Here is a 26,199-nt window from a genome sequence, read left to right on the forward strand (position 1 = left end):
TCAACTATAAACGAGGGCTTACACTTCCGAAAACGGAATTAGATTCCATGAGTAAAAGAAAACTTACCACCTAATTTGAAGAAGAACCCTTCTGGCTATTGAAATCAGTATGATAGATGTTACAGAAGAGCCTATTTCATGTCCTGATGCTTTGGAAATAGCTTCTTTACGTATATCTGACCTCGCTACTATATTGTTTCATTGTATCTTATTTAAGGTTGTAGATAAAATTGTTTATTTTTTATCTTTTTTATTTAACGTCTTTTGGTTTAGTATGATCTTCATTTCAAATGTTTTTATGGTATAAAGGACGTGAATTTTTTAGAATATTCGGATCCCGGAAACAGATCTTTAATTATTTATTTAAAAAACAATTGAGTATGAAAATTATTTTAAATTTCTCTAAGTGTATTATGATCCTTTCATTGCTTAGTCTGACATGTACTGTTCTTTCTTGTGATGAAATGGACATTGACCAAGGGCCTCCAATCTCTTCTACCCGTAATTTGATGATTAGTTTCAAAATCGATACAATTACGTATGGTCAAATTCCGGCCGAACACGCTCGAAGAATACTGTCTCTTGACGAGTCTACTTCAGTTGTAACTGATAAGAGTAAACGTTCTTTTAGAGTTAATGAATTATTCCAAATTAGAAAAGCAAGCGATCAATTGCTTTCAATTACTAGTTACTCCGCTAAGACGGTCTATAATCTCACACTTGAGGCCTATGTGGAAGGTGGCTCCCAGTATATTCCTATTGCCTATTTAGACTCTATACCGGGATTTTCACAGTTTGAATTTAAGCCTTCGTTAATAAATGGGAATTTCATATATAAAAATGGAGACGGTATAGATACATTATCTCTTTCAAGCCTGAACGAGAAACAAATGAAATTTCGTTTACTCAGTGATGACAAGCATTTTAAAATGCTTTCTAAAATAGATGCACAGTGGGGTGTTTCCTTTTCAAATTATGATTGGAAGCCAGGTTATGAAAACGGTTCGTGGCGCGAGTTAAGGGCCATCTATGCCCGTGAGTGGGTTGTTATCATCACCAACTATGCCTATATGATGACTACACCCGAGTATTCTTTTATAATGAGAAATTTTAGTAAAGTATTTGGGGGTGAACTTTATGATAATAATCGTGTTAAATTCACACCGGAAAAGTATTTGTCAGAAGAAAAACGTTTTAAACAGTCACATAACTTTGTTTGTGGACGATCTAAACCGTCTGTTGGAGGTTTAGGCGGAGGAAGTGTATGGGGGGTAAGTCACTGGAATTATTATGGTCATTATGCCTCTTTTAGCGGCTGGGAGTCAATTACACATGAATTCATGCACTGTATGGGATATGGGCATTCTAGTAATATGACTTATTCTTCAGGGGGAGTAGGATGGACTGAGTTTATGTGGCAACTACATACCTATTTGAGAGGTAATAATTTGCTGCCATATACAGATCGAGATCTATTAGGCTTTCATAAACCTGAAAATGCGAAATATCGTGATGGTGGAATAGACCCTGATAAACTAAATGATAATAAAATTTTGCAGTTTTATAATAAAAGCAAAGTTACAAAGTATTTTTTAGCTAATCCATTAACTAAATAAGTAATAACCATGAATAACAATTAAAGGTCTGTTTCCAATTATTATTCATTTATTTAACCCTTATTGGTTTTATTAATAGATAAATAGAAAACTACAGAACTCTTCTCGTAGTTTTCTATTCTCTTTTAGGCTACCTTCGATCTTTTTCATAATCCTACAAGTTTTTCGAATAAGGTCTGTCCATTTGTATGTTCTCTGACATTTGACCGGTTGAGAATATTTATCTGGACCCTTTTTCTGTTTAAGAGGGGATACTATCGTCAGTTTAGATAATATAGCTTTAGTTCAATGGGGGCGCTGATGTAATATATCTGTCTTTATAATAAATCAGCGTTAATCCTATTTCGTGTATATTAAGAGATTAATTTCTTTTTGTATTTTGAGTTGAGTACGGTTTTTAATATGGGTAGCGATTGCTTCCGATATTGTATCAATATCCTCTACCATCTTGTCGAATGGCCGACTTGTGCATATCTGTTTTTTGTTCGGTGCTTAAGTTTCTATATCAATACAGGAAATGCCTAAAAGTTCTTTCCAAGTTCTTTCTCCGACTGCAGTGATGCTTTTACGCACTTAAGATCCGGGCAACTTGGTAAAGTCATAGGCTGTTTTGACCCCTTGTTTTTCTAACTTGGCAACTTGTCGGCGACCGATCCCCCATATATCACCAATTTCAGTAAGCTGCAGGGCCTTGATGCGCTTTTCTTCTGTGCCAATGATACATAAGCGATTGTAGGCAGGATATTTCTTTGCAAATTGATTGGTGACCTTTGCAAGTGTTTTAGTCGGAGCGATCCTGAACTAACAGGTATGCCGGTTCCACGAATTACTTTGTTTATGATATCTGTTCTGAATGATTGAATGTCCCGAATCCCTTCCAAGTTAAGAAATGTTTCGTTTATACTGTATGTTTTCCATTTCCGATACTTGTGGAACAGTCAGCCCATTTAGAAGAGATACATAAACGGCATGAAGTCGAATTGAAATTAAAAGAGGCGGAAATGAAGCGGTGTGATGTTCGTGGGTGTCCAAACCGGATTCCACCAAGTGATTATTGAGGTGGGGTCTCTTTTGAAGACATAGTCTTATCTTTCTCTTTTTCTGCTTTTCTAATAAATGAACTTAATAAAAATAATCCTAGTAAGATGGGCATAGTTCCTACAACAAGAATGCTTACTGAAAAACCTATAAAGGATCCTGATACAGCAGATACTATAATCATAAGTAGAATAGAATATAATACCATTTGACATCGAAATTTGGAGTCTTCCTTTTCTATTGGAGTTACTATAAATAGTAATGTGAAATTTAACATAACATCAACTCCGGCAATAAGAAAAAGGCTCTTCCAAATATCAAGAACCTGAAATGTTGGAAAGAAAAGATAACCGGTAAGATATATAGGGAAAAAGCTTATTAAAATTGATTTGAATACATCCTTTTCTTCATCATCATATAACTCTAATAACGATTTAATATTATCCATATTTTTTTTGGGTGTAAATATAATAATAAAAAATCAAATAACAAAAAATGAAAACAATTGATTCAATTATTATTCATTGTTCGGCCACAAAAGCCGGGCAGGATCTGCGTGCAAAGGACATTGACCGGATGCACAAACAGAGAGGTTTCAACCAGATCGGGTACAATTTTGTAGTAGACCTCGATGGGACTGTCGAGAATGGATGTCCGCTTTCCATCGACGGAGCACACTGTAATACGAAAGGATTCTCAGATTCTTCGTATAACAAACATAGCATTGGTATTGCTATATTGGTGGTCTGGATGCCAATGGAAAACCGGCCGACACCCGGACTGACTGGCAGAAAGTTTCACTTCGTAACCTGGTTGCAAAGCTTTGTAAAGAGTATCCTATTATCGAAGTGCTCGGATATCGGGATACATCGCTTGACCTGAATGATGACGGTGAGGTAGAACCGTTTGAGTATATCAAGGCTTGTCCTTGTTTCGATGTCCAGAGGGAGTTCTCTAATTTTATGAAACCTGTAATCGTACGGCCATGAAAAATTTGCCTTATATAATCATACTCATTCTTTCTGTATTGCTCCTGTTCCGTCCGGCAAGGGTGGAACATGTATCGGGTGAAGTAATCAGAGATACGATCATTACAAATCGTATTGATACGGTTCGGGATACGGTATATTGCCTATTACGCAGAAAATCTATAAAGACAGCCTTTATACAGCCTACGTGTCGGGCTACCGGGCAAAGCTGGATAGTATCGAGGTGTACAGTAAAACAAGGACTGTGTTTGTCAGAGAGCGGGCAAAGCGGAAACGGTTCGGGCTGGGGGTACAGGCAGGATACGGCTTTTCTGGGAATAAGGCAAGTCCTTATATTGGAGTCGGAGTGAGTTATAATTTGTGGGAATGGTAATCCTTATTAATCAAGGAATATTATCGTGGCTCAGAAGTAAGTTGTTAAAATATGGTGTTTTTTATTATTAGAATAGGGAGTTTCCTTTATAATACTGTCTTTATGTTAAAATAATAAAACCTATTAAAACAGTTATGAGAAAATTATTTTATGCAACAGTAGCATTTGTTGCGTTTTTGATTGGATTATTTTTATTTATGTTTGCTTCATTTACTTCTTGCATCAGTAACAATGAATTAACACCGCCAGAAATGTCTGTGGATGTTAATGAAATAACTTTAAGTACCTTGTGGGTAGATGTGGATTGGCCACCGAGTGTTCATAAGATTAATGTGTACGGTACAAGGGCGGTTTCTTTTAAATCTGAAAATGAGAAAATCGCAAGGGTGTCTCCCGACGGGGAGGTTGTTGGAATGCGTGCTGGTTCTACAAATATTGTTGTTCAAGGAGACCTGAAAAGTATAAAGGTAAAAGTTAATGTTATCCCTCGCCCTTCCAATTTTTTAGAGCCTTTATACAACTTTACATTAACTAAAAAAGAACTTATTCAGCAAAAAGGAGATGGATATGATATGCAAGTAGATCCAGATATCTTTTATTATAGGTGGGGAGGAGTATCGCCAGTAGGAGAATATTATTTCTTTGATAAACAGACAGGTTCACTTTTTACTTCATATTTAATTGTGAATAAAAGTAAAGTAACAGAGCAGGATTTATATACTTTCTTCGAAGAACGATATTTAGCATTAGGCAAAGGGGGATGGAAAAGTTTGGATGGTCGTTTGATAGTCCAAATATCAGAATATGATGATCAACATTATAAAATAAAGTATTCGGCAAAAAAAGAAGAATGAAATATATATTGTTTTAGAGAATGATGGTAGCGGTTTAAGCAGAAGTATTATTATAGTTTATATCAGATTAGATTAATGACCGAATAAATGAATAAGATAACTGAATAAGCCTCCTTCAATACTACAGTTGCTTGTGTATGGTGGGCTATCTGTTTTCTAATAATAGCAGTTACTGGTTTAGAAAGAAATACTATTTCCGCACTATGTAGAAGCATCTTATCATTAAGTTGCTGGCCTCGATTCTTATGAGTCGGGGCTTTTTCATTCAAAAGAAATCTTTCTGTACCCGAAAAACTGATTCCATTATCTCGCAAATTTATGATCGCTCCTGATTCTTTTATATTTATAGACTTTAATATAAGTGAGGGGAGTATGCTTAAAATTTGATTTTATGGTCTTTGTATTTGCAATTTGTTAATGTATTGTAATGTAGAAAACATTAATTTATTTAACCTTGTTTTCTTTTGTATAATAACCATTAAATGACATTAATTATGAAAACTAATTTATTCTATGGATTGCTGTTTCTTACTTTAATTTATTCTTGTACAAATGATGACGTTTGGGATGGAATAGAAAGTACCAACATTCATCCTCAATCTGGATCTGTTCTCAGTGATTTTGATACTTTTTCTAAGATTTTATCTAAAGCTGTTTCTAATAACAGTGATCTCAGAGCCTTTATTAAAGAAGAAGCTTTAAAAATGACAGATAATGACTATGACGTTTTTTATCCGTTAGTTAAGAATAAAAAGGTTACAGCTGATAAAACATTTAAAGAAATTCTTAAAGATTATGATTTTAATAATAGTTTAGACGCTGTAGAAGAAAGATTACCTCTATTAACCATATATATTCCGGAGCTTCCCTCTGGGTTTAGTGCTGAAAATTGGAATTCTTTCGGTGATTCTCCTTATGTTTGTACTAATTTAGTAGAGAATGATTCTATTTCTTTCTATTTTGGGGGCGATCTTCATTTTAAATTAGAATCTGATTTAGTGCCTGGATTTCCTGTCTTAGTACTAAAGAGTAATGAGCGTATTGTTAAAACAACAAATACTACAAGAAGCGATAATCCTAATATAATAAATGGAGATTACTCTTTTGTTGATAGCGCTTTTGATGGAATCAATAAGCGTGAGGCTGCGGTTACAAGGGCTTCAGAGGATGAAAAGGCTATGCAATGGAAATATAATTACTCCACAGAACATATCCGTTTAGCTTATAAAGAAATGGGGGTAAATGATGGGTTATGGCAGCGGGATAATATTTATTATGGATTAAATAGGAATAACACTGAAGGGGAAATAAAAAGAAATATAATAGAAAATATCGCATGTTTGCGTTTTAGCACGCAGGCATTGTATAAGATTGCGGATCAAACAAATGATCCTAAATTTTATCAAGATTTACATTGGAGTAGAAAATTTGAGAAGTCCTCTCCCAAAGATAAGTCATTTTGGGGAGAAGGTAGGTTTGAGTTTAAAATAGACGTTTTGATTGGAAATACTTCTGGGCTTGGCAGTGTTATTACAAAATATTTCTCAGTAGAGCCATGGAAATTATTTCATCTTACATGGGATGGTATTCCTATGCCAAGACCGAGTGTTAAAGACCGTATTTTAGATATGTGGGTCTTTAAAGTCACGGGATCAGTACCGTATAGTTATAATCCTGATATAGATTTAATTGGATGGGATTTAGAAAGTAATTCTGTTTCGTGGAAGTTTGATATATATGAAGTTGATGAACAGGAAGTATTTACTACGCAGGAGAAAGTTTCAACAGAATTTGCTGGTAATGTTGGACTTAATGTCGGTATAGGAAAGAAAGTTGGATTAAACTTTGGAGGTTCTGCCAAGAAAGTAAAAGAGAATACGTTTACAAAAGTTATGAATAAGGGTTCTGACCATTTGGGAACGCTCGAGGTTAATTTTTATGATCCGATACTTAAAAATAATCGTTCATCGAGGGATATCGAGAATTATTATAGTGCTAAAAATCCAATGGTAGAAATGACTTTAATTCCTAAGAAAATCTATTGATTATGATAAATATATTAAAAGTACTGCTACTGTTTTCTGTGTTTGCTTTCTTTTCTTGTAACAAAAAGGAGATTGAAGATAGGTCTATTACTTGGGGTAAGTACACATTGATGGAGATAGAAGCTAACGAACCTGTCGATATTAATTTAGATGGGGTTAAACATACTGATCTAAAAAAAGAGATCGGTACATTAAACACATGTGCTTTATTCCTCTATGGCAATAAATATCCTTCTGTTGATCTTTTATGGCCGGAGCCTTTAATCAATCAGCAAAAATTGCTTCAAGAGTTACCTTGTCATTATAGTGAAGGGATGAAAATCGACTATGTTAATGTATCAATTCAGTATTATGTGGATATTAAATCAGATACTCCAAACAGGTATGTATTAAATAGAGGGCAAAAAATAGCTAATGATGCCAGCGTGTATACATTTGAATATCCAGAAAAAATGATAGTTAATACGGATAAACAAGTTATCTGTTTTGAGACAACCCAAACCTTTCTCACACAGGAGGGATGTAAAAGCGTTCTTTTGAAGGTTAGGTTTGGGTTGGTGCACTAAAGTGCTTTAAGACTAACATAGGATTATTTTAGATCAATTGCCCTGACTCTTTTGAGTTGGGGCAATTTCTTGTGTGCCTATGATCACAGCCGCGTTATATCACTCTGCAATTAATCGGTTTTATCAAATTAGTGCGGAGAATAAAGGCATCGTTTTTAAGCGATGCCTTATACAACTCTCCACGCTCAACAACACACACTCAACTACACTGTAGAGGCTGTATATAATGTATTACTGACTAATTAGAAATAAGTTCGGTACCGACATAAAAAAAGTGAGGGGAACCACCCCCTCACTAAAGTCAAACCAAAATAATTCGAATTATGTCCGTATTATCTTGATTCTGCAAATATACAGTATTATTTTAGATTATCTAATATTTCCCGAATAGCTTTGTCTGCGTGTTTTTTCATGATTGTAACGTAATTGAAGATCGGTCTGTCTTCTTTCATTGATTGTCCGATGCAGTACTCTAAAGTACTGAGTGGGATACCAAGATCAAATCCATGCTGGACGAAACTTTTTCGTGCTGAATATAATGTGAAGTCATGTTTGATATCGGCAATCTTTTTTAGCGTATCCAGTTTCCGTGTAAGTGTATTATAGCATGATACATAGGTTTTGTACTTTCCGAACACTATTCGACCTGTATTCTTATTCATGTATTTTTTGATGATAGGTTTGGCTTCTTCTGGGATTGTGAATGATGTAATATGATCCCCGTCTTTTGTGTTTCTGGTCTTAGTTCTCACATAGTTTATTTCATCCGTACGGAAATCGTAAGCGAGCATATCAACGAGGTTCATGCCTGCGAGATAGTATGTGAGCATAAAAATATCATGTACTACCGATTCGTTGTATTTTCTTGGCTCCATGTCTCTGATCTTTTTTAGCTGTTTGACCGTGATATATGTATCTCTCTTCCGGGAAGATGGTATCTTAGCGGTAACGAAAGGATCTACTTTGTATTCTACATACCTCATTTTGATTGCGTAGTTGATCATGACCTTTAAAAGAGTTGTGTAGATATTGATAGTTGTTCCTGACAGTTTTTCTCTTTTCAAACTATTGAGATAGTTATTGATCCGGACTGGAGTAATATGTTCCATTAGAGAGTTTGGTCCAGTAAACTGTAGAAAACGATTTGCTGCTAACTTGTAGAGCTTGTATGTTTTTGTCCGGTCTTCCTCGTCAATTTGTGATAAGAACTCTTCAACAATGTCCTCAAATTTGCGATACTGTTCACCAGTGATAGGGTTTGTTATTATCTTAACCAATTGTACGCAAGTTAATGAATCAGCATGCTCTAATTCAAGATAGCGTTTGAAATATGTGTTGTACCATTCCTGTAATTTTATGTTGAGGAAATCTTTGTCTGGGCGTTGGACTATCTTTCCGTTCTTAAATTCGTTTTCACGAACGACGATTTCTGTTGTGATGAATCTTGTATCAGAGTTATGTGCTACTCTGATTCTTATTTTATGTGTCCCGTCTGATAGTTTTTTAGCTGGGACAATTACCAATGAAAATGTAGCCATACTTTATTCTGTTTTCGATCGTATCATGTTTTCCGACCATAATCCGACCATTTTTCGACCATTATATAGCGTCAAAAGTGACATTATGATTTGTTTTAATTCTCTAATATGGGCTACTAATAGATATAAAAAAAGTTCGATTGTGAATGTAACTTGCTGAATTACAGTAAAAAGAAAGCCGGAAGCTCATGCTCGCTTGCAGGCTTCCGACTCAACACAAAAACTAAACTAGACTTAACTAAACTATTCTATTCTTGGAAGTTTCACAACTTCCGTTCTGTTTGTTACAAAGATAGAGATTTTTTTGTTTATATATAAATAATAATCGACAAATGCTCACATTTTACCGATAAATCAGCTGCAAATCCTTTCAACTTCGTTCGTCAAGGAAAGCTTGGAAAGCTTGTTTGTAGCTATCGCTGACGGGGATGTAGGTCTTATCGAATACGATGCGGCCGCGGTCGATGATGCGTATTTTGTCCTTTTGGACAATGAAAGAGCGGTGTACACGCATAAAGCGGGTGGGGGGAAGCAGCTCTTCCATGGACTTCATACTCATAAGTGATAGGATGGGCTTGGGAGCATCTTCGGTATAGATTTTGATATAGTCCTTCAGGCCTTCTATGTACAATACCTTTTTGAGCTCTACCTGTACCAGTTTGTAGTCGCTCTTCACGAAAATACTGTCTATTTCCTCGGGTTTCTGAACGAGTTCGAACCACTGCAATGCCTTGTTGGCCGCCTGCAGGAAGTCGACATACGAGATGGGCTTGAGCAGGTAGTCCAGTGCGTTGACCCGGTATCCGTCGATGGCGTATTGACCGAAGGCGGTGGTAAAGACAATACGGGTACGGGCATCTACCATTTTAGAGAATTCCAGGCCGTTAAGCTCCGGCATCTGGATATCCAAAAACAGCAGGTCAATCTGATGTCCCGGAAGTTCTTTCATGGCTTGTACAGCGCTGGAATACTTTCCTGCCAGTTCAAGGAAAGGGGTTTTGTTGACGTAACTCTCCAGCAGGCTGAGTGCCAGAGGCTCGTCGTCTACTATGGCGCAATGTAGTTTCACGGCTGTGGATGATTAAATATTAATAATTTCGATATATATTCTTTGCCATCTTCAGAGATGGCTTTGTCCCATCGGTAGCGTCCGGGGTAAGACAGTTCGAGGCGCTTGCTCACCTGTTCGAGGCCGATGCCCGATCCGCTTTTATCCATATTGGTTTTGGGATGGCAGCTGTTGCGTATTTCACACCGGATCTCTTCTTTATTCTCAGAGATAAGGATGTGGATGAAGCTCGGTTCGGTAGGGGAGATGCCGTGTTTAAAGGCGTTCTCAATAAGGGAGATGAAGATCAGCGGGGCGATCTTCGTCTGGCTGTCCGGTTGTATGTCGAGTTGCGTAATGACCTCTACGTTTCCGGAGAGGCGGATACGCATTAGTTCGATGTAGTTGCGGATAAAGTCGACCTCTTTGCAGAGGGGGACGTAGTTCTGCTGGTTGTCATAAAGCACATAGCGGAGCAGCTTGCTGAGTTCCTGTACAGCCTGCTGCGCTTTGTCGCTGTCGAAGGCAATCAGTGCGTAGATGTTGTTCAGCGTATTGAGCAGGAAGTGCGGGTTGAGCTGATTGCGCAGGTTTTTCAGTTCGGCTTCGGTGCGGCTTTTTTCCGCTTCGCGGCGGGCGGCTTCGGCTTCTCCCCAGCGGGCACTCATGCGGATGGCGGCACTCAGGCCGATGGTGAAGATAAGGCTCAGGATGTCCCGTACAAAGAAGATCCATCCGGGAGGCATGTGAGGTTTCTTTATGGGGGGTACCGGGGCATTCAGGCTTTGCCAGATGTGCAGCAGGAGGCCGATTATGCAGACCAGCAGGATGTTATAGATGATGTACTTGTTCTTCTGTTCCCGGAACAAGAGGGAGGGGACCAGCAGGAAGTAGTTCAGATAGAATACGGTGACAAAGGAGATGGGTACGACGGAGTGGCGCAGATAGGCACTCCAATTGATGCTGTTTCCCGCACGATCGATAAAGAAGAAAGGGAAACCGAACACGATCCCCCAGCTGATAATATGTATCAGTATTTCCAGAGGGCGGCGGGCTGATGTCAGAGACTGTTTCATGGGGACAAAGATACTAATTTTAGTTTACGTTTGGGACGTTTTGAACAATGAACGATAAACGGGGATCACCACAGAGGACACAGAGTTTACTATATATATAATGTATAAAGAATATATAATAGGCAATGAAAGCAATCAGCATCATAGGCTTTACTGATAGAATATCGGGCTTTCGTCGTTCTTTATACTTTTTTTTACTTTACGTTCTCAGTGTCCTCTGTGATAGATTACTCGTATCGGATTGCCTCGATCGGGTCGAGGTCGGCTGCTTTCTTGGCCGGATACCATCCGAAGAAGACCCCGGTGACGGTGCACACAGCAAACGACAGGAATACACTCCAGGGCTGGATGAAGATGGGCCAATGGGCAACGCTTTTCACGAGCCAGCTGGCACCACAGCCAATGATTACTCCGATAAGGCCGCCGGTGATACTGATCAGGATGGCTTCTATCAGGAATTGGCTCAGGATGTCGATTCCCCGTGCACCGACTGACATGCGCAGGCCGATTTCCCGGGTACGTTCGGTGACGCTGACGTACATGATGTTCATGATTCCGATTCCGCCTACCACAAGCGAGATGCCGGCGATGCAGGCAAGCAGGGTGGTCATCAGGTCGGTGGTGGAGTTGAGCATGCTGCTCAGTTCCTGCTGGCTGCGGATGGTGAAGTCATCATCGTCCCCTTCCTTGAGTTTATGATTGCGGCGGAGGAGTTCTGTGATTTCTTCCGTAGCATTGTCCGTCATATCCTCGGTGAGGGCAGAAGCGTAAATGCCTTGCAGATAGGTCTGTGCCAGCAGGCGCTTCATCACGGTGGTGTAGGGGGCCAGTACGATGTCATCCTGGTCCATACCCATGGAGTTGTAGCCTTTGGACTTCAGTACGCCCACTACGCGGAACGGGATTTTATTGAACCGGACAATGCGTCCCACGGGGTCTTCTCCACCGGGGAAAAGATTGTCTACAATGGTTTTTCCTATCACGCACACCTTGGCGCTGGACTGGATATCGGCTTCGCTGAACATCTCGCCGTTGTCGACCGAGAGCTGGCGTATCTCCAGATAGTCCGTACCCACGCCACTGACGGATGACGGATAGTTATTGTTACCGGCTATCAGTTGACCGGAGCTGGAAACATTCGGGCTGACGGCAGCTAAAAAACTGGTTTCGTCCCGCAATGATTCGTAGTCGGTCAGTTTCAGTGTCTGCATGGCACTGGGGTCCTGACGGACTCCTCCGCGCATATCTGCTCCCGGATGGATCATGATCATATTGGAGCCCATTTCGGAGATTTGTGCCTGAATGCTTTTCTTTGATCCCTGTCCGATGGCGAGCATGGTGATGACAGATGCCACACCGATAATGATTCCAAGCATCGTAAGGAATGCGCGCAGCTTGTTGTTGTTCAGGGCACGCAGGGCTATTTTAAATAAATTGGTTCCATTCATAATGGTAATGGTTTTGAGTTCACCACAGATTACACAGATTAACACAGATATTTTAGTTTAACTCTCAGTAAAATAAATTACTAATCTGTGAGAATCCGTGTAATCTGTGGTGAGTTGTATTCATTTCTACACAGTATTATTCTTCCTGCACAGGCAGTGCGGCCAGTGCCTCGGCTGCCGAAAGAATGTTCGGGTTGACACTATCATCCTTGACCTGCCCATCGCGCAGCACAATGTTGCGGCTGCTGTATTGGGCTATTTCCGGGTTGTGCGTCACAAAGATGATGGTACGCCCCTCGGCATGCAGTTTCTGAAACAGCACCAGAATTTCAAAAGAGGTGCGTGTATCGAGGTTACCCGTCGCTTCATCCGCGAGGATGACTGCCGGATTGTTGACCAACGCGCGGGCGATGGCTACACGCTGCATTTGTCCGCCGGACATTTGGTTGGATTTATGTTCCAACCGGTCGCCCAACCCTACCGCGCGGAGGGCTTCGATGGCCCGCCGGCGCCGTTCGGAGGCGCTGACTCCCGAGTTGTACATCAGCGGGAGCTCCACATTCTCCACGGCGGTCGTCTTCGGCAGCAGGTTGTAGCTCTGAAAGACAAAGCCTATCTTGCGGTTGCGCAATACGGCGCGTTGCGGCTTGCTCATGGTACGCACCGAGATACCGTCCAGCAGATATTCTCCACTGGTGGGTGTGTCGAGGCAACCCAACGTGTTTAGCAACGTCGACTTTCCCGAACCGGAAGTACCCATGATGGTGACAAACTCCCCTTCGGTGATGGTGAACGAAACTCCGCGCAGCGCATGTACCGTTTCGTCTCCCACCCGGAAGTTGCGTTTGATGTTCTGAAGTTCGATGACTGTTTTGCTCATACTTATTTTCCTTTCTTCTTACTGCCCGGGTGGCTTGGCATGAACGGGCTTTGCTCTCCGCCACCGTCCGGTCCGGCTTCGGGTGCTACGTTTCCACCGGGCATGCTTCCGATGGTTGCTTCGGTCACTACTACCATTCCTTCGGAGGCTCCTCCGGTGATTTCGGTATTGATACCGTTGGTGATACCTGTCTGTACGGGATGTGCCGTGAATGTATTTCCTTCACGTGTCCACAGTTTATGTTCGCCCTCACAGTCTTTTACCACATCCTTGTCGCTTATCAGAGGCTTTTCCGGGGTGAAGCGCAGTGCGCGTGCGGGCACGGAGAGCACGTCTTTGCGGTCCAGGGTATAAATGGTGACATTGGCTGTCAGGCGGGGTTTCAACTTCAAGTCCGGATTGTGGGCGGAGATCACTACTTCGTAAGTGACTACAGTGGTCGACGTACTGCTCGTGCTGGTGCTGCTTGCGTCTCCCAGTCGGATTTGCGTGACCGTTCCTTCGAATACGTCGTTCGGGTAGGCATCTACGGTGAATGTAGCCCGTTGTCCTTCTTCCACACCGCCTATGTCGGCTTCATCCACATCGGCCACAACCTGCATCTGAGTCAGGTCGGCGGCAATGGTGAATAGGGTCGGTGTTTCAAATCCCGAAGCTACGGTCTGTCCTTCTTCCACATCGCGGCTGATGACCACGCCGTCGATCGGTGAAGTGATGGTGGCATACGACAGGTTGCGTTCCGCTTTGGCCAACGAAGCCTGGCTGCTCTCGAACGAGCTTTTTGCCTTTTCATAGTTGTAGAGCGACTGCTCGTAGTCGGTATCGCTGATCAGCGCCTTTTCGTGCAGTCCCCGGCTGCGTTCATAGTTCTTCTTCTGATATTCGTATTCCGCTTTCGCTCCATTGTAAGTGGCGCGTTGTGAAGCGAGTTCACTCTGCAACGTCACGCGGTCCATCTCGGCAATCAGCTGTCCTTTGGTCACTGCCGCATTATAGTCCACATAGATTTTGTCGATGATTCCGGATACCTGTGTACCGACTTCCACTTCCGTTACCGGTTCGATGGTTCCTGTGGCGGTCACCGATTCGGATATCTCGCCTTTGCTCACGGTCGCCGTGGTATAGGTCACTTTGTGCTTGGCCGTCGGGCTTCCGAAGAGCCAAAGCCCTCCGCCTGCCAGTACGACGATGCCTGCGGCGATAAGGATGATCTTTTTCTTATTCATATCGTTTATACGTATTAAATGTTTTTGTTCTCTGCGGTGAGTCCTGTCAACTCGTCTCCCTGATAGAACTTCAGCAGTTGAGTGTTTAGAATGGCCATATATTTGGACTGTAGCAACTCCTGCTGTGCTTGCAGCAGATTGTTCTTCTCCGTAAGCAGTTCTACCGTATTCTTCATGCCGGCATTAAACTGTTCGCTGATCAGTTCATAGCTGGTCTGCGTGCTGCGCAACTTTTCTACAGCTGCCGCATAGCGTTGTTGTGCGCTGTTGGCATCGAGCCACAACCCTTCGATGGTCTTATACAGAGTTTTCTGTTCATCGAGCAGCGTCAGTTGGCTGGTCTGATACTGAAGTTTGGCCTTTTCTACGGCGCTTTTCGTCTGCCGGTTGTTGAAGATAGGTACGCTGATGCTGAGTCCGATGGAGTTATTCCATCCGTTTTTCACCTGTTCCCCGAAGGTGAAGTCGCTTCCGCTCGTATGGTTTGTCCCTATTCCGGCTGTCAGGCTGACGCTGGGCAGATATCCCGACCGGGCTATTCCGATGCCCAGTTCCGAAGCCTCCACACTGAGTTTGCTTGCCTCGATCTCCGGCCGTAGGGCCACGGCAGCCTGAAACACGTCCGCTTTGGTGGGCAGGGGCGACAGTACATTTTCGTCACCCAGCACAGGCAGATATATCTGCATCTCCTGTTCGCCGTCCAGTTCGAGCAGTTGTTTCAGTTGCAGTTTATAATCCTGAAGCGTGGCCTGTGCCGTGACCAGTTGATAGCGGTCGGTGCTGACTTGTGCTTCCAGTTGGGCATAGTCGCTCCGGGCGATGCTTCCCGCATCCAGCAGTTGTTTGCCACGGTCCCGCTGGGCTTCGGATACTTGCAGGGTGTTTTCGTTCACCTTCACCGACTCGGCCGCATACAGTATTTGTATGTAGGTCTGGGCGATGGACTGCCGGATGTCATTCTCCGAAGTAGCCACGTCGAGGTCCGCCACTCGGTTGTTGAGTTTTTCCTGCTCGATGGTCTTCAGGCGTTTGCGGCCGTTGTATACGGTCCATTGTGCATTCAGCCCGTAGTTTCCGTTGTAGGTTGTCTTGTTGCTGCTCTTCAGTACTTCCGATCCGCTGATGATGCTGCTCGACTCTTGATAGGGACGGTTCACCAGATTCTGGCTGCTGGAGAATGAAAGGCTGGGGAAGAGGGCCGCTTTGGCTGTCTTCACGTCCACCTGTGTGCTTTGTGCGTTGATTCTGTTGCGACGGATGCTGATGTTTTGCTGCAAAGCATAATCGATGCAGCTTTGCAGGTCCCACCTGGCAGGTATTGCCACCGAGTCGGCAACCTGCATTTGCCCGGAGGTTCCGGTTTGTTGCGCCCACAATCCGCCTTCGGGCAGGGTGGCTGCCAGGCAGAGGGCTATCAGGGTGATTCTTTTTACGTTTGTCATACGCTTGGTTCTTTGATTTTACTGAAACAAAGGTACAGCGTATAAGAAAGAGGCGCAAAAGCGATAGACGGGAGCGGAGGTTTTAACGATAAAAGATGAACTATAATCGATGAATGAAGTTTACCACGGAGTGACACAGAGTTCCACAGAGAATCTTTTTTAAGATTTCCTGAGTGGGAAATGTTCCGGTGACCGGTAACTGCCCTCACAGGTAAAAAGGAGGTGTGTTTCAGGACCTTTGATAGAAGTGTAACCTGTCAGGTCACACTTCTATCAAAGGTAAATATTTACTTTTGTAAGTCGGAACGTTTAGAACGATGAACTGTTTAGAAATGAATACGATTCACCACAGAGTACACGGAGGACACAGAGTTTTAATCTCTTGTTTATTAAGATGTTTAAGAGAAAGATACTCTCTGTGTTCTCTGTGTCCTCCGTGGTGAATTAAACTCAAAAACAAATGGAAAGAAAACAATTTTTTATTCTTGAGAAAGATTTCCTGAACACACGGGAAGTGGGAGACTTGATAGAAGCTCTCGGACCGGGAGGAGTGGGAGCCTATATGGCAATTCTGATCTACTTGCGTCATCAGCCTGCCTATACGACGTGTTACAGACCTATCTCTTGTCTACCTCACTTGCTTGGAGTGTCCGGAAGAAGTGGCGATCGGAAAATAAGGGGCTCCGGCTGCCAGAGATCTGGTCCCTGACTGTCAGTGAGGTGTAGCCCGGCTGTCGGTGAGGGGTTGCCCGGATGGGTATCCGTCGTAAAATGTTATCTTTGCACGTATCTAAAAACACAATAGAGTCATAATTACACCCGTAATCATTCCGTTGCGGAAACTCCCGATAGGGATACAAAGTTTCGAAAAACTGCTTATCGACGAGTACGATAAACCCGTTTGGCGACTATTGGTTCACCAGCGGAACCCCTACTTTCCTGGTGGAAATGCTGCAGAAGACCAATTTCGATTTACGGGAGATGGAAGGAATCGAGGTGCCCTCCACTTCGCTGAACGATGACCGTGCCAATGTGGACAATCCCATTCCTATGATTTATCAGAGTGGCTGCCTGGCTATCTTTGTAATAATCAGAAACTTAGATTCGATTCTGTGTCATTCTATATCCTCTGTGGTGAGTAAGAACCGTTTATTTTGCTTGTTTCATCAACATTTTTAAGATTATCTTTGTTATTATTTGTATAGACACTAATTTTGATATGTTATAAAATTACCCTGTATTATGAAGAATGCACTGCTCCATATCTGGAACTTCTATGTCGAAGGTTTTCGAAGCATGACTCTGGGCCGCACCCTGTGGCTGATTATACTGGTGAAACTCTTCATCATGTTCTTCATTCTCCGCCTCTTTTTCTTTCCTAACTTTCTGAGCAGCCAGCCTACCGACAAGGACAAGGAAGAATACGTTGCAGGCGAACTGATACAACGCGGGCAATAAACGGCTGAAGTTTAACTCTAACTACTAATGATATGATTGAAAGTATTGACACTTCACTTATTGACTGGTCGAGAGCCCAATTTGCTCTGACAGCCATGTACCATTGGATTTTTGTGCCACTCACTCTCGGCTTGGCAGTCGTTATGGGTATCATGGAAACCCTTTATTATAAAACAGGCAATGAGTTCTGGAAACGGACAGCCAAGTTTTGGATGAAGATTTTCGGTATCAACTTTGCCGTAGGTGTAGCCACGGGACTGATCCTTGAGTTTGAGTTCGGAACCAACTGGAGTAACTATTCCTGGTTTGTAGGTGATATTTTTGGCGCGCCGCTTGCCATCGAGGGCATTTTGGCTTTCTTTATGGAGGCCACGTTTATTGCCGTCATGTTTTTCGGGTGGGATAAGGTCAGCAAAGGTTTCCACCTGACTTCTACCTGGCTCACAGGACTGGGAGCTACGATCTCCGCCTGGTGGATTCTGGTAGCCAATGCCTGGATGCAGCATCCGGTAGGTATGGAGTTCAATCCCGATACAGTGCGCAACGAGATGGTCGATTTCATGGCAGTTGCCTTTTCGCCTGTCGCCGTTAATAAATTTTGCCACACGGTGCTCTCGAGTTGGGTGCTGGGAGCTGTTTTCGTGATAGGCATCAGTTGCTGGTTCTTGCTGAAGAAGAGAGACAAGGAGTTTGCCATAGCCAGTATTAAGATTGGTGCCATTTTCGGGTTGGTAGCTTCGGTGCTGACGGTGTGGACCGGCGATGGTTCCGGTTATGCCGTTGCGCAAACACAGCCGATGAAACTGGCAGCGGTAGAAGGATATTACGAAGGACAGAACGGAGCCGGGCTGGTAGCTGTCGGGGTGCTGAATCCTGATAAGAAGACTTATGACGACGGTCAGAATCCGTTTTTGTTCCGTATAGAGATTCCAAAGATGCTCTCCTTCCTGGCCGAGCGTAAAGCAGATGCTTTTGTGCCGGGCATCAAAAATATCATTGAGGGGGGATACGAACTGAAAGACGGCACGAAAGCGCTTTCGGCTGCCGAGAAAATAGAACGGGGTAAAAAAGCGATTACTGCATTGGGCACTTATCGTGAGGCTAAAAAAGACGGTGACGAGGCTGCTATGCAGCAGGCATCCGCCACGCTGAAAGAGAATGTTGCCTATTTTGGTTATGGTTATATTAAGGATGTGAACCAATTGGTTCCCAATGTGCCGCTCAACTTTTATGCCTTCCGCGTGATGGTGATCTTGGGTGGATACTTTATCTTGTTCTTCATTGCGATTCTCTTCTTTGTCTATAAGAAAGACCTGTCGCAAATGCGATGGATGCAATACATCGGACTATGGACCATTCCGTTTGCTTACATTGCCGGACAGGCAGGATGGGTAGTGGCCGAATGTGGTCGCCAGCCTTGGGCAATACGAGACATGCTGCCCACGTCGGCAGCCATCTCAAAGTTGGATGTAGGCTCTGTACAGGCCACATTCTTCATATTCCTTATTCTGTTTACGGTAATGCTGATTGCGGAAATCGGCATCATGGTCCGGGAGATCAAGAAGGGACCGGCGGTTAATCATTAATCACGAACCATTAATCATTTAAACTATGGGTACATACATTTTTCTACAACAATATTGGTGGCTGGTAGTCTCACTGCTCGGGGCTATACTCGTATTCTTGCTGTTTGTGCAGGGTGGCAACTCTCTGCTGTTTTGTTTGGGTAAAACGGAGGAGCATCGCAAGATGATGGTAAATTCCACCGGACGTAAGTGGGAATTTACGTTTACCACACTGGTCACTTTCGGTGGCGCGTTTTTTGCTTCATTTCCTCTGTTCTACAGTACCAGTTTCGGTGGCGCCTATTGGCTTTGGATGATCATTCTTTTCAGCTTCGTATTGCAGGCTGTCAGCTACGAATTTCAGAGCAAAGCGGGCAACCTGCTCGGGAAGAAGACTTACCGGACTTTTCTGGTGATCAACGGTGTGGTCGGCCCTCTGCTCTTGGGAGGTGCGGTAGCTACCTTCTTCACAGGGTCCGATTTTTATATCAATAAAGGAAATATGGTGAACGAGATTATGCCTGTCATCAGCCATTGGGGCAACGGCTGGCATGGGCTCGATGCGCTGACCAATATCTGGAATGTGATTTTGGGACTGGCCGTGTTTTTTCTGGCACGCATCCTGGGAGCTCTCTATTTCATCAATAACATAGCCGATAAGGAACTCGTCGGCAAGTGTCGTCGTTCGTTGATTGCCAATACAGCCCTGTTTCTGGTGTTCTTCCTAACTTTTGTGATCCGCACTTTGCTGGCCGACGGATATGCTGTCAATCCGGAAACAAAGGAGATCTATATGGAGCCTTATAAGTATTTCAATAACTTTATCGAAATGCCGGTAGTGCTGATTATATTCCTTGCAGGGGTTGTGCTGGTGCTGTTCGGCATTGGCAAAACAATGTTGAAGAAGACATTCGATAAAGGGATCTGGTTTGCCGGCATTGGTACGGTACTCACCGTCCTGGCACTGTTGCTTACTGCCGGATATAACAATACAGCTTATTATCCATCTTACACGGATATACAAAGCTCGCTCACCCTTGCCAACAGTTGTTCCAGCCAGTTTACGCTGAAAACCATGGCTTACGTTTCTATCTTGGTTCCGTTTGTCATCGCCTACATCTTCTACGCCTGGCGCAGCATCGACAATCGTAAGATCGATGCAAAGGAAATGGACGAAGGCGGACATGCCTACTAAGATTTTTATCAGATAAAAGTACAGGGTATCGGAATTTTATTACTTTTGTAGCGATGCTTATCTGCTCTTGACAAACGAAGGCGGATAAGCATTGTTTTTATCAGTAATTAAACAGACATACTATGAAACGAGTATTTGTATTTCAAGACTTTAAGTCTCAGAAGTTCTGGAGCATCGATGTTCGGGGAACCGATGTTGTTGTGAACTATGGCAAGTTGGGAACAGACGGACAAACACAGGTAAAGAATTTTTCGTCGGTCGAAGAGGCCGAAAAGGCCGCTGCCAAATTAGTGGCGGAGAAGACGAAGAAAGGATATGTGGAAACCCGGGAAGAGGTTGCCAAGGAAATGAAGGTCGAAGCTAAAAAGTATGCGCTGAGCTATGACGAGGCAGAAGAAGGCGTGAACTTGATGGATAGGATATTGAAGGATAAAAAGCTGCCGTCGCTCAGGCAGATCACGATCGGCTGTTGGGGGTATGACGGAGAGGACTGCTCGGCTATTGCCGACGGCATTGTGGCGAATAAGGAAAAGTTTGCCCATCTTGAGGGCCTGTTCTGGGGAGACATGGATTCTGAAGAACAAGAGATTTCCTGGATTGAGCAGGTGGATTTAGGTCCGGTGTTGGACGTGATGCCCTTGCTGAACAATCTCAAGATTAAAGGCACCAATAATCTGAGCATTGGCAAGAAACCTCGTCCCAACCTGAAGTCACTTGAGATTATCAGTGGTGGTCTGCCCGATTCGGTGGTGGAGGACATTCTGGGATCCGACCTCTCTAACCTTGAAAAGCTGGTCCTTTATGTAGGAGTGGAAGACTACGGATTTGAGGGTGATCTGGCTGTATTCAAGCCTCTCTTCTCCAAAGACCGTTTTCCTAAACTGAAATGGCTGGGCATTGTCGATGCGGAAGAACAAGATGCTGTTGTGGAGATGTTCCTCGAATCGGATATTCTTCCGCAACTGGAGACGATGGATATCTCTGCCGGAGTATTGACAGACGAGGGAGCACAACTGTTGCTGGATCATGTGGACAAGATCAGCCACTTGAAGTTTATCAATATGAAATACAATTACCTGAGTGACGAGATGAAAAAGGAGTTGCAGAAGGCACTGCCGGTGAAGATCGACGTTTCCGACTCACAGGAGTATGATGATGATTACAGTTTCCCAATGATTACGGAGTAAATGAATGAAGATATGTGTTGTCAGTAATTCGACTTCAAAACGTACGGACTACTTTATCAAAGCGGGTAGAAGCCTTGGGGCGGATACCTGCTTTGTCACATACGATGAGTTGATGGCTACTCTTCCGGAGTATCGTGATACGGTTGTGAAGCTGGAACCTCCGGTGTTTCAGGAAACGGACTTCCGGAAATACAATTCGCTTTGCCGGGATTACAGGGAAATGTTGAGGCGCTTAGCCGCTGTAGATAGACCGGAGGGCGTGCATTTTCTGAACGAGCCGAGTGCAATTCTCTGTGCTTTGGATAAGGTCCGCACTCAGCAGAAACTGGCCGGGGCAGGCTTGAAAACAACCCCGTTGCTCTCGGCGGCACTACGCACTTTTGATGAACTGGCCGAACTGCTTTACCGACAGAAGAGGGGAGGGTTTCTTAAACCTCGCTATGGCTCCGGAGCCGGAGGGGTAATGGCTGTCAGATACAATCATCGCCGGGACGAATGGGTGGCTTATACGACCATGCGTTGGGCGGGAGATCATGCTTGTAATGAAAAACGTATCTGCCGGTTGACAAACCGGAAAGAGATTGCTGTGCTGGCAGAAGAAGTCATGCGATGCGGAGCTGTCCTTGAAGAGTGGATGGTAAAAGAAAAACTGGAAGGGGAGAATTATGACTTGCGTGTTGTTTGTAGGGAAGATGAAGTCGACTATGTCGTGGTACGTTGTAGCAAAGGTGCCATAACCAATCTTCACCTGAACAACAAAGCAAGGCTGTTCGGAGAGCTTTCGCTTGCACCTTCCGTCCGTGAGGAGCTTTTTTGCCGGAGCATTGCCGCCACGCGGGCTCTGGGACTGCGGTATGCAGGCATAGATGTGCTGATTGCACGGAACACGGATACACCTTATATTATAGAGGTGAACGGACAGGGAGATCATATCTATCAGGATATGTTTACGGAGAATAAGATATACACCAATCAGATAAGAACGATAGAATCACTTTTCAATGGAAATAGATGAACTGCCATCCGGTAAGCAAGACCGGAAACCGGATATAGATATGAATGGAATTGTGGGCACGCATGACATACTGATGCTCTGTTTCGACACCTTGCGCTATGACGTCAGTGTGGCCGAAGAGGCTTCCGGGGGAACTCCCGTACTGAATAGCTATGGCAGTGGCTGGGAGAAGAGGCATGCTCCCGGCAATTTTACCTATCCCTCGCATTTCGCCATTTTTGCCGGATTCTTGCCTTCACCTGCCGAACCCCATGTGTTGCGCAGCCGGAAGTGGCTTTTTTTCCCTTTTCAGGCCGGCACGGGGCGCATACCTCCGGAGGGCAGTTATGCTTTTAAAGAAGCTACATTCGTACAGAGCCTGTCCAATATCGGTTATGAAACCATCTGTATCGGCGGAGTCAGCTTTTTCAGTAAACGGAATGACATCGGAAGGGTATTTCCCGGTTATTTCAATAAAAGTTACTGGCTGCCTGCTTTTGGCTGCACGGATAAGAACAGTGCCGCCAATCAGGTGGACTTTGCTGTCGGTAAACTGGAAAAGTATCCGGCGGACCGGAGAGTATTCATGTATATCAATTTCTCGGCCATCCATTATCCCAACTGCCATTATGTAGAGGGTAAGAAGAAAGACGACAAAGAGTCGCATGCTGCGGCTTTACGATACGTTGACAGTCAGTTGCCCCGCTTGTTCGAGGCTTTCAGAAGACGTTCGGATACATTGGTCATTGCTTTGTCCGATCATGGCACCTGTTATGGTGAGGACGGTTACGAGTATCACTGCATTTCCCACGAGAAGGTATATACGGTGCCTTATAAACATTTTATTCTCAGAAAATGAACGATCAGCAGCAGATTTCACGATATATCAGCTATATGTACAGTTATCCGCATAAGACGGCTTACCGTACTTTTAATCCTCCGGTCTCTCTTGCCCCTTATTTTGAACGGTTGGCAGGGGGGCAGGCAAGTCTATATTTTCATATCCCTTTCTGTGCCCATAAGTGCGGTTATTGCAATCTGTTTTCACAGCAGAGCTGTGATGGAGGGCGTATCTCGGCATATCTCCGTACGATGCGCCGTCAGGCAGAACAGTTGTCCGTGGCGGCACAAAATTTGAAATTTACTTCGTTTGCAGTTGGGGGAGGTACTCCGCTTATTCTGAACGAAAAGCAGTTGGATGAACTGTTTTGCATAGCCGAGCTGTTCGGCGTACGTCCTTCGGAGGTATTCACTTCCATCGAAACTTCACCGGAGTATGCCGACAAGAAAGTTTTGCGGCAATTGCGGACGAGGGGGGTGGAACGGTTGAGCATGGGTGTACAGAGTTTCAATGATGCGGAGTTGAAAAAACTGAAAAGGAGGCCTGTGCTTGCTACCGTGATCGATGCACTTCAAAATATTCGGGAAGCGGACTTCCCGCAGTTGAACCTCGACCTGATTTATGGCATTGAGGGACAGACGGTAGATAGCTTTATTCACTCGCTTACCACTGCGCTTACTTATCGCCCCGACGAATTATTTATTTATCCTCTTTATGTCCGGCCGGGTACACGTATCGATGTACGTTCAACGGATGACATGTGTTATGCTATTTACAGGTCAGCTCGTGAACTGTTGGTGGAGCAGGGATTTGTGCAGACTTCCATGCGTCGCTTTGTTAAACGGAAAACAGTGGAACTGGAGTTCTCCTGTGGCGATGAAACCATGCTGTCCTGTGGTTCCGGGGGACGGAGCTATCTGGGAGATTTACATTATGCCACTCCATACGCTGTGCGGCAGGAAGCCATAGCCGGAGAGATAGACCGTTATATCCGGACTGCTGATTTTTTGACGGTAACCAATGGTTATTTGCTTTCTGCGGAAGAGGTACAAATAAGGTTTATTATAAAGAACCTGATGTATTATCGGGGGCTGGACACGGCGGAGTATGAACAACGTTTTGGTAAGGAGCCGGACAGAACGCTCTTCCGGGAATTTACAGACCGGGGGTGGATTGAAGAGAAAAACCGGGTTCTGCTTCTTACGGAGGAAGGAATGGCCTACTCCGATTACATCGGCCAGTCTTTTGTTTCACCTGCCGTAAGGAGACTGATGTCCGAGTATATATATCCTTGATCAACTTTGCACGATGGGGGCTTTGAGTACTATCCGGAATATCTATTATAGGGGCAGTCTGGAATATTGCAACTATACATGTTCGTATTGTCCGTTTGGCAGGAAATCCGCATCTGCCGATACGGACGGTGACCGGGAAGCGCTGCACCGTTTTATTTCACGTATCAGTCAGTGGAAGCATGGGGCGTTGCGTATTCTAATTATCCCTTATGGAGAAGCGATGATACATCGGTATTACAGAGAAGGTATCATTCGTCTGGCTGCCATGCCCCATGTGGCTGGGGTTTCTTGTCAGACCAACCTGTCCTTTTCAGTTTCCCGTTTTCTGAATGAAGTTGAAGAGGCTCGGGCAGATGTCACCAAAATCAAATTCTGGGCGAGCTACCATCCTGAGATGGCGGATGTCACAGATTTTGCGTCTAAAATAGAAAAACTGCATGCGGCTGGTATTGAGGTCTGTGCGGGAGTGGTTGGTGATCCTTCGGCAAAGGAACAGATCCGGAGGTTGAGGCTGCTGCTGGATCCGTCGGTCTACTTGTTTGTGAACGCAATGCAAGGTTTACGGAAGCCGCTTTCGGAGGAAGATGTCCGCTTTTTTAACGAGATGGATAATCTGTTCGATTATGATCGGCGGAACGCAAAAGCATGTTTGAATAATTGTTCCGGAGGCAGAGAGAGTCTGTTTGTTGACCGGGAAGGGGGGATGTATGCCTGCCCGAGAAGTGGGGTGCGGACAGGGAATTTCTACGATGATTCTACTTCTTTCCTTCAGCCTTCTTGTCTCCGTAAAGTATGCGATTGCTATATTGCTTTCAGCAATCTGCGGGATACGCCTCTGAGAAGAATGATGGGAGAAGGAGCATTGTGGCGTATACCGGAGAGGAAAAAGGTCAGGGCTGTATTCTTTGATATTGACGGTACATTGACAGATGTGCAGGGGAGGATTCCCGGGCGTACCGTTTCTGCACTAAAATATATGTCCGGCCGCTTACCTCTGTACCTGAGTACTGCCTTGCCGATGGCACACGCCAAGAAGCGGCTTGGTGATGTGTTCGACTTGTTTTCGGGAGGGGTTTTTGCCGATGGGGGCTTTCTGTGTTATGAAGATACCGTTGAATGTGTTCCGGTTGAACATCCTGTGACTCTTGATTTCCCCGGTTGCCGGATCACTCGTTATACTTGGAAAGGAGAAATCTTTAAGTATGCCGTGCTTGCGCCTACTGTCCGGGAAGCTACTCGGTTGTCGGCCGGATTGGAGGGGGAGGCATATCAACTGTATCAGGAAGGCCGGTTGCTGACAGTGGTGGACAGCAGGGCGGGAAAGAAGAATGGACTGATAACTCTATGTTCGAGATTGGGAATCTCTTTGCGGGAGATTCTGGTGGTAGGTAATACGATGCACGATTGGCCGATGATGTCTGTTGCCGGTTATTCTTGTGCAGTGATGGATGCGGAAGAAGAGTTGAAGAAACTATCGGGATATATTCTGAATCCCGATAGTATTCCTGTCTTTTTTGATATCTGA

General features: G+C 44.1%; 21 protein-coding genes and 4 pseudogenes. 16 read left to right on the forward strand and 9 right to left on the reverse strand.

The window, feature by feature from the left end:
* Window positions 1-380: 380 nt before the first annotated feature.
* Window positions 381-1,616 (forward strand): hypothetical protein, encoded by a 1,236-nt coding sequence (locus JZY04_RS09360; RefSeq protein WP_005808809.1) that lies wholly within the window; start codon window positions 381-383, stop codon window positions 1,614-1,616.
* Window positions 1,617-2,018: 402 nt separating this feature from the next.
* Here JZY04_RS09360 and JZY04_RS21490 read toward each other — a convergent pair.
* Together JZY04_RS21490 and JZY04_RS09365 are read right to left on the reverse strand one after the other, a co-directional pair.
* Window positions 2,019-2,530 (reverse strand): annotated as a pseudogene (locus tag JZY04_RS21490) (SOS mutagenesis and repair protein UmuC); the annotation flags it as partial.
* Between the two features lie 137 nt (window positions 2,531-2,667).
* Window positions 2,668-3,102, reverse strand: a complete 435-nt coding sequence (locus JZY04_RS09365; RefSeq protein ID WP_122141942.1) for a hypothetical protein — start codon at window positions 3,100-3,102, stop codon at window positions 2,668-2,670.
* Between the two features lie 47 nt (window positions 3,103-3,149).
* On the opposite strand from JZY04_RS09365, the pseudogene JZY04_RS09370 reads away from it, so the two are divergent.
* From JZY04_RS09370 to JZY04_RS09390, 5 genes and pseudogenes are all read left to right on the forward strand, one after another.
* A pseudogene (locus JZY04_RS09370) lies at window positions 3,150-3,643 on the forward strand (N-acetylmuramoyl-L-alanine amidase).
* Window positions 3,640-4,016, forward strand: a pseudogene (locus JZY04_RS09375) (DUF6808 domain-containing protein). Before JZY04_RS09370 ends, JZY04_RS09375 begins: the two co-directional pseudogenes overlap by 4 nt.
* Window positions 4,017-4,150: 134 nt before the next feature.
* Entirely contained in the window at window positions 4,151-4,870 is a 720-nt protein-coding gene (locus JZY04_RS09380) for a hypothetical protein (protein WP_122141943.1), read from the forward strand.
* Window positions 4,871-5,364: 494 nt separating this feature from the next.
* The gene (locus JZY04_RS09385) at window positions 5,365-6,915 is read left to right on the forward strand and encodes a hypothetical protein (RefSeq protein WP_122145979.1); all 1,551 of its coding nucleotides are present in this window, start codon (window positions 5,365-5,367) and stop codon (window positions 6,913-6,915) included.
* Window positions 6,916-6,917: 2 nt separating this feature from the next.
* On the forward strand, window positions 6,918-7,481 hold the full coding sequence (locus JZY04_RS09390; RefSeq protein ID WP_122141946.1) for a hypothetical protein: 564 nt from the start codon (window positions 6,918-6,920) through the stop codon (window positions 7,479-7,481).
* A gap of 359 nt (window positions 7,482-7,840) precedes the next feature.
* Here JZY04_RS09390 and JZY04_RS09395 read toward each other — a convergent pair whose 3' ends face one another.
* The 7 genes from JZY04_RS09395 to JZY04_RS09425 all read right to left on the reverse strand — a co-directional run bounded on the left by JZY04_RS09395 (window position 7,841) and on the right by JZY04_RS09425 (window position 16,139).
* Window positions 7,841-9,019 carry a phage integrase SAM-like domain-containing protein gene (locus tag JZY04_RS09395; protein WP_122141949.1) on the reverse strand — a complete coding sequence of 393 codons (1,179 nt, stop codon included), beginning with the start codon at window positions 9,017-9,019 and terminating at the stop codon, window positions 7,841-7,843.
* Between the two features lie 370 nt (window positions 9,020-9,389).
* Window positions 9,390-10,088, reverse strand: a complete 699-nt coding sequence (locus JZY04_RS09400; protein WP_122141950.1) for a LytTR family DNA-binding domain-containing protein — start codon at window positions 10,086-10,088, stop codon at window positions 9,390-9,392.
* Window positions 10,085-11,143 (reverse strand): sensor histidine kinase, encoded by a 1,059-nt coding sequence (locus tag JZY04_RS09405; protein ID WP_122141951.1) that lies wholly within the window; start codon window positions 11,141-11,143, stop codon window positions 10,085-10,087. The genes JZY04_RS09400 and JZY04_RS09405 overlap by 4 nt, the downstream gene beginning before the upstream one ends.
* A gap of 227 nt (window positions 11,144-11,370) precedes the next feature.
* Window positions 11,371-12,591, reverse strand: a complete 1,221-nt coding sequence (locus JZY04_RS09410; protein WP_005776673.1) for an ABC transporter permease — start codon at window positions 12,589-12,591, stop codon at window positions 11,371-11,373.
* A gap of 136 nt (window positions 12,592-12,727) precedes the next feature.
* Entirely contained in the window at window positions 12,728-13,471 is a 744-nt protein-coding gene (locus tag JZY04_RS09415; RefSeq protein ID WP_005776674.1) for an ABC transporter ATP-binding protein, read from the reverse strand.
* A 2-nt stretch (window positions 13,472-13,473) separates the two neighbouring features.
* Window positions 13,474-14,697 (reverse strand): efflux RND transporter periplasmic adaptor subunit, encoded by a 1,224-nt coding sequence (locus JZY04_RS09420; RefSeq protein ID WP_005808799.1) that lies wholly within the window; start codon window positions 14,695-14,697, stop codon window positions 13,474-13,476.
* 14 nt (window positions 14,698-14,711) lie between these two features.
* Window positions 14,712-16,139, reverse strand: coding sequence for a TolC family protein (locus tag JZY04_RS09425; protein ID WP_122141952.1), 1,428 nt, complete (start codon window positions 16,137-16,139; stop codon window positions 14,712-14,714).
* A gap of 460 nt (window positions 16,140-16,599) precedes the next feature.
* Here JZY04_RS09425 and JZY04_RS09430 point away from each other — a divergent pair, with 460 nt between their 5' ends.
* The 10 genes and pseudogenes from JZY04_RS09430 (at window position 16,600) to JZY04_RS09470 (ending at window position 26,199) form a co-directional block, all read left to right on the forward strand.
* Window positions 16,600-16,848, forward strand: coding sequence for a hypothetical protein (locus JZY04_RS09430; RefSeq protein WP_122141953.1), 249 nt, complete (start codon window positions 16,600-16,602; stop codon window positions 16,846-16,848).
* Between the two features lie 191 nt (window positions 16,849-17,039).
* Window positions 17,040-17,219, forward strand: a pseudogene (locus JZY04_RS21270) (AAA family ATPase); the annotation flags it as partial.
* A 162-nt stretch (window positions 17,220-17,381) separates the two neighbouring features.
* On the forward strand, window positions 17,382-17,597 hold the full coding sequence (locus JZY04_RS09435; protein WP_122141954.1) for a DUF4492 domain-containing protein: 216 nt from the start codon (window positions 17,382-17,384) through the stop codon (window positions 17,595-17,597).
* A gap of 32 nt (window positions 17,598-17,629) precedes the next feature.
* The gene (locus JZY04_RS09440; protein WP_122141955.1) at window positions 17,630-19,183 is read left to right on the forward strand and encodes a cytochrome ubiquinol oxidase subunit I; all 1,554 of its coding nucleotides are present in this window, start codon (window positions 17,630-17,632) and stop codon (window positions 19,181-19,183) included.
* 25 nt (window positions 19,184-19,208) lie between these two features.
* Window positions 19,209-20,357 (forward strand): cytochrome d ubiquinol oxidase subunit II, encoded by a 1,149-nt coding sequence (cydB, locus tag JZY04_RS09445; protein ID WP_005776682.1) that lies wholly within the window; start codon window positions 19,209-19,211, stop codon window positions 20,355-20,357.
* Window positions 20,358-20,479: 122 nt separating this feature from the next.
* Window positions 20,480-21,544 carry an STM4015 family protein gene (locus JZY04_RS09450; protein ID WP_065739680.1) on the forward strand — a complete coding sequence of 355 codons (1,065 nt, stop codon included), beginning with the start codon at window positions 20,480-20,482 and terminating at the stop codon, window positions 21,542-21,544.
* A gap of 4 nt (window positions 21,545-21,548) precedes the next feature.
* Window positions 21,549-22,559 carry an STM4014 family protein gene (locus tag JZY04_RS09455; RefSeq protein ID WP_065739681.1) on the forward strand — a complete coding sequence of 337 codons (1,011 nt, stop codon included), beginning with the start codon at window positions 21,549-21,551 and terminating at the stop codon, window positions 22,557-22,559.
* Complete coding sequence (locus tag JZY04_RS09460) at window positions 22,546-23,397, forward strand: STM4013/SEN3800 family hydrolase (protein WP_044299678.1); 852 nt, start codon at window positions 22,546-22,548, stop codon at window positions 23,395-23,397. The genes JZY04_RS09455 and JZY04_RS09460 overlap by 14 nt, the downstream gene beginning before the upstream one ends.
* Window positions 23,394-24,674, forward strand: coding sequence for an STM4012 family radical SAM protein (locus tag JZY04_RS09465; protein WP_122141956.1), 1,281 nt, complete (start codon window positions 23,394-23,396; stop codon window positions 24,672-24,674). Before JZY04_RS09460 ends, JZY04_RS09465 begins: the two co-directional genes overlap by 4 nt.
* 13 nt (window positions 24,675-24,687) lie before the next feature.
* Window positions 24,688-26,199 (forward strand): STM4011 family radical SAM protein, encoded by a 1,512-nt coding sequence (locus JZY04_RS09470; protein ID WP_122141957.1) that lies wholly within the window; start codon window positions 24,688-24,690, stop codon window positions 26,197-26,199.

This window comes from Bacteroides sp. 11BF (assembly GCF_019633765.1).
In the GTDB taxonomy this organism is placed as follows: domain Bacteria; phylum Bacteroidota; class Bacteroidia; order Bacteroidales; family Bacteroidaceae; genus Bacteroides; species Bacteroides hominis.

Excerpts from the sequence above, each read along its gene's own strand:
- JZY04_RS09360 (WP_005808809.1), top strand. The coding sequence starts at position 381 with ATGAAAATTATTTTAAATTTCTCTAAGTGTATTATGATCCTTTCATTG.
- JZY04_RS09365 (WP_122141942.1), bottom strand. The coding sequence starts at position 3,102 with ATGGATAATATTAAATCGTTATTAGAGTTATATGATGATGAAGAAAAG.
- JZY04_RS09380 (WP_122141943.1), top strand. The coding sequence starts at position 4,151 with ATGAGAAAATTATTTTATGCAACAGTAGCATTTGTTGCGTTTTTGATT.
- JZY04_RS09385 (WP_122145979.1), top strand. The coding sequence starts at position 5,365 with ATGAAAACTAATTTATTCTATGGATTGCTGTTTCTTACTTTAATTTAT.
- JZY04_RS09390 (WP_122141946.1), top strand. The coding sequence starts at position 6,918 with ATGATAAATATATTAAAAGTACTGCTACTGTTTTCTGTGTTTGCTTTC.
- JZY04_RS09395 (WP_122141949.1), bottom strand. The coding sequence starts at position 9,019 with ATGGCTACATTTTCATTGGTAATTGTCCCAGCTAAAAAACTATCAGAC.
- JZY04_RS09405 (WP_122141951.1), bottom strand. The coding sequence starts at position 11,143 with ATGAAACAGTCTCTGACATCAGCCCGCCGCCCTCTGGAAATACTGATA.
- JZY04_RS09410 (WP_005776673.1), bottom strand. The coding sequence starts at position 12,591 with ATGAATGGAACCAATTTATTTAAAATAGCCCTGCGTGCCCTGAACAAC.
- JZY04_RS09415 (WP_005776674.1), bottom strand. The coding sequence starts at position 13,471 with ATGAGCAAAACAGTCATCGAACTTCAGAACATCAAACGCAACTTCCGG.
- JZY04_RS09420 (WP_005808799.1), bottom strand. The coding sequence starts at position 14,697 with ATGAATAAGAAAAAGATCATCCTTATCGCCGCAGGCATCGTCGTACTG.
- JZY04_RS09425 (WP_122141952.1), bottom strand. The coding sequence starts at position 16,139 with ATGACAAACGTAAAAAGAATCACCCTGATAGCCCTCTGCCTGGCAGCC.
- JZY04_RS09430 (WP_122141953.1), top strand. The coding sequence starts at position 16,600 with ATGGAAAGAAAACAATTTTTTATTCTTGAGAAAGATTTCCTGAACACA.
- JZY04_RS09435 (WP_122141954.1), top strand. The coding sequence starts at position 17,382 with ATGAAGAATGCACTGCTCCATATCTGGAACTTCTATGTCGAAGGTTTT.
- JZY04_RS09440 (WP_122141955.1), top strand. The coding sequence starts at position 17,630 with ATGATTGAAAGTATTGACACTTCACTTATTGACTGGTCGAGAGCCCAA.
- cydB (WP_005776682.1), top strand. The coding sequence starts at position 19,209 with ATGGGTACATACATTTTTCTACAACAATATTGGTGGCTGGTAGTCTCA.
- JZY04_RS09450 (WP_065739680.1), top strand. The coding sequence starts at position 20,480 with ATGAAACGAGTATTTGTATTTCAAGACTTTAAGTCTCAGAAGTTCTGG.
- JZY04_RS09455 (WP_065739681.1), top strand. The coding sequence starts at position 21,549 with ATGAAGATATGTGTTGTCAGTAATTCGACTTCAAAACGTACGGACTAC.
- JZY04_RS09460 (WP_044299678.1), top strand. The coding sequence starts at position 22,546 with ATGGAAATAGATGAACTGCCATCCGGTAAGCAAGACCGGAAACCGGAT.
- JZY04_RS09465 (WP_122141956.1), top strand. The coding sequence starts at position 23,394 with ATGAACGATCAGCAGCAGATTTCACGATATATCAGCTATATGTACAGT.
- JZY04_RS09470 (WP_122141957.1), top strand. The coding sequence starts at position 24,688 with ATGGGGGCTTTGAGTACTATCCGGAATATCTATTATAGGGGCAGTCTG.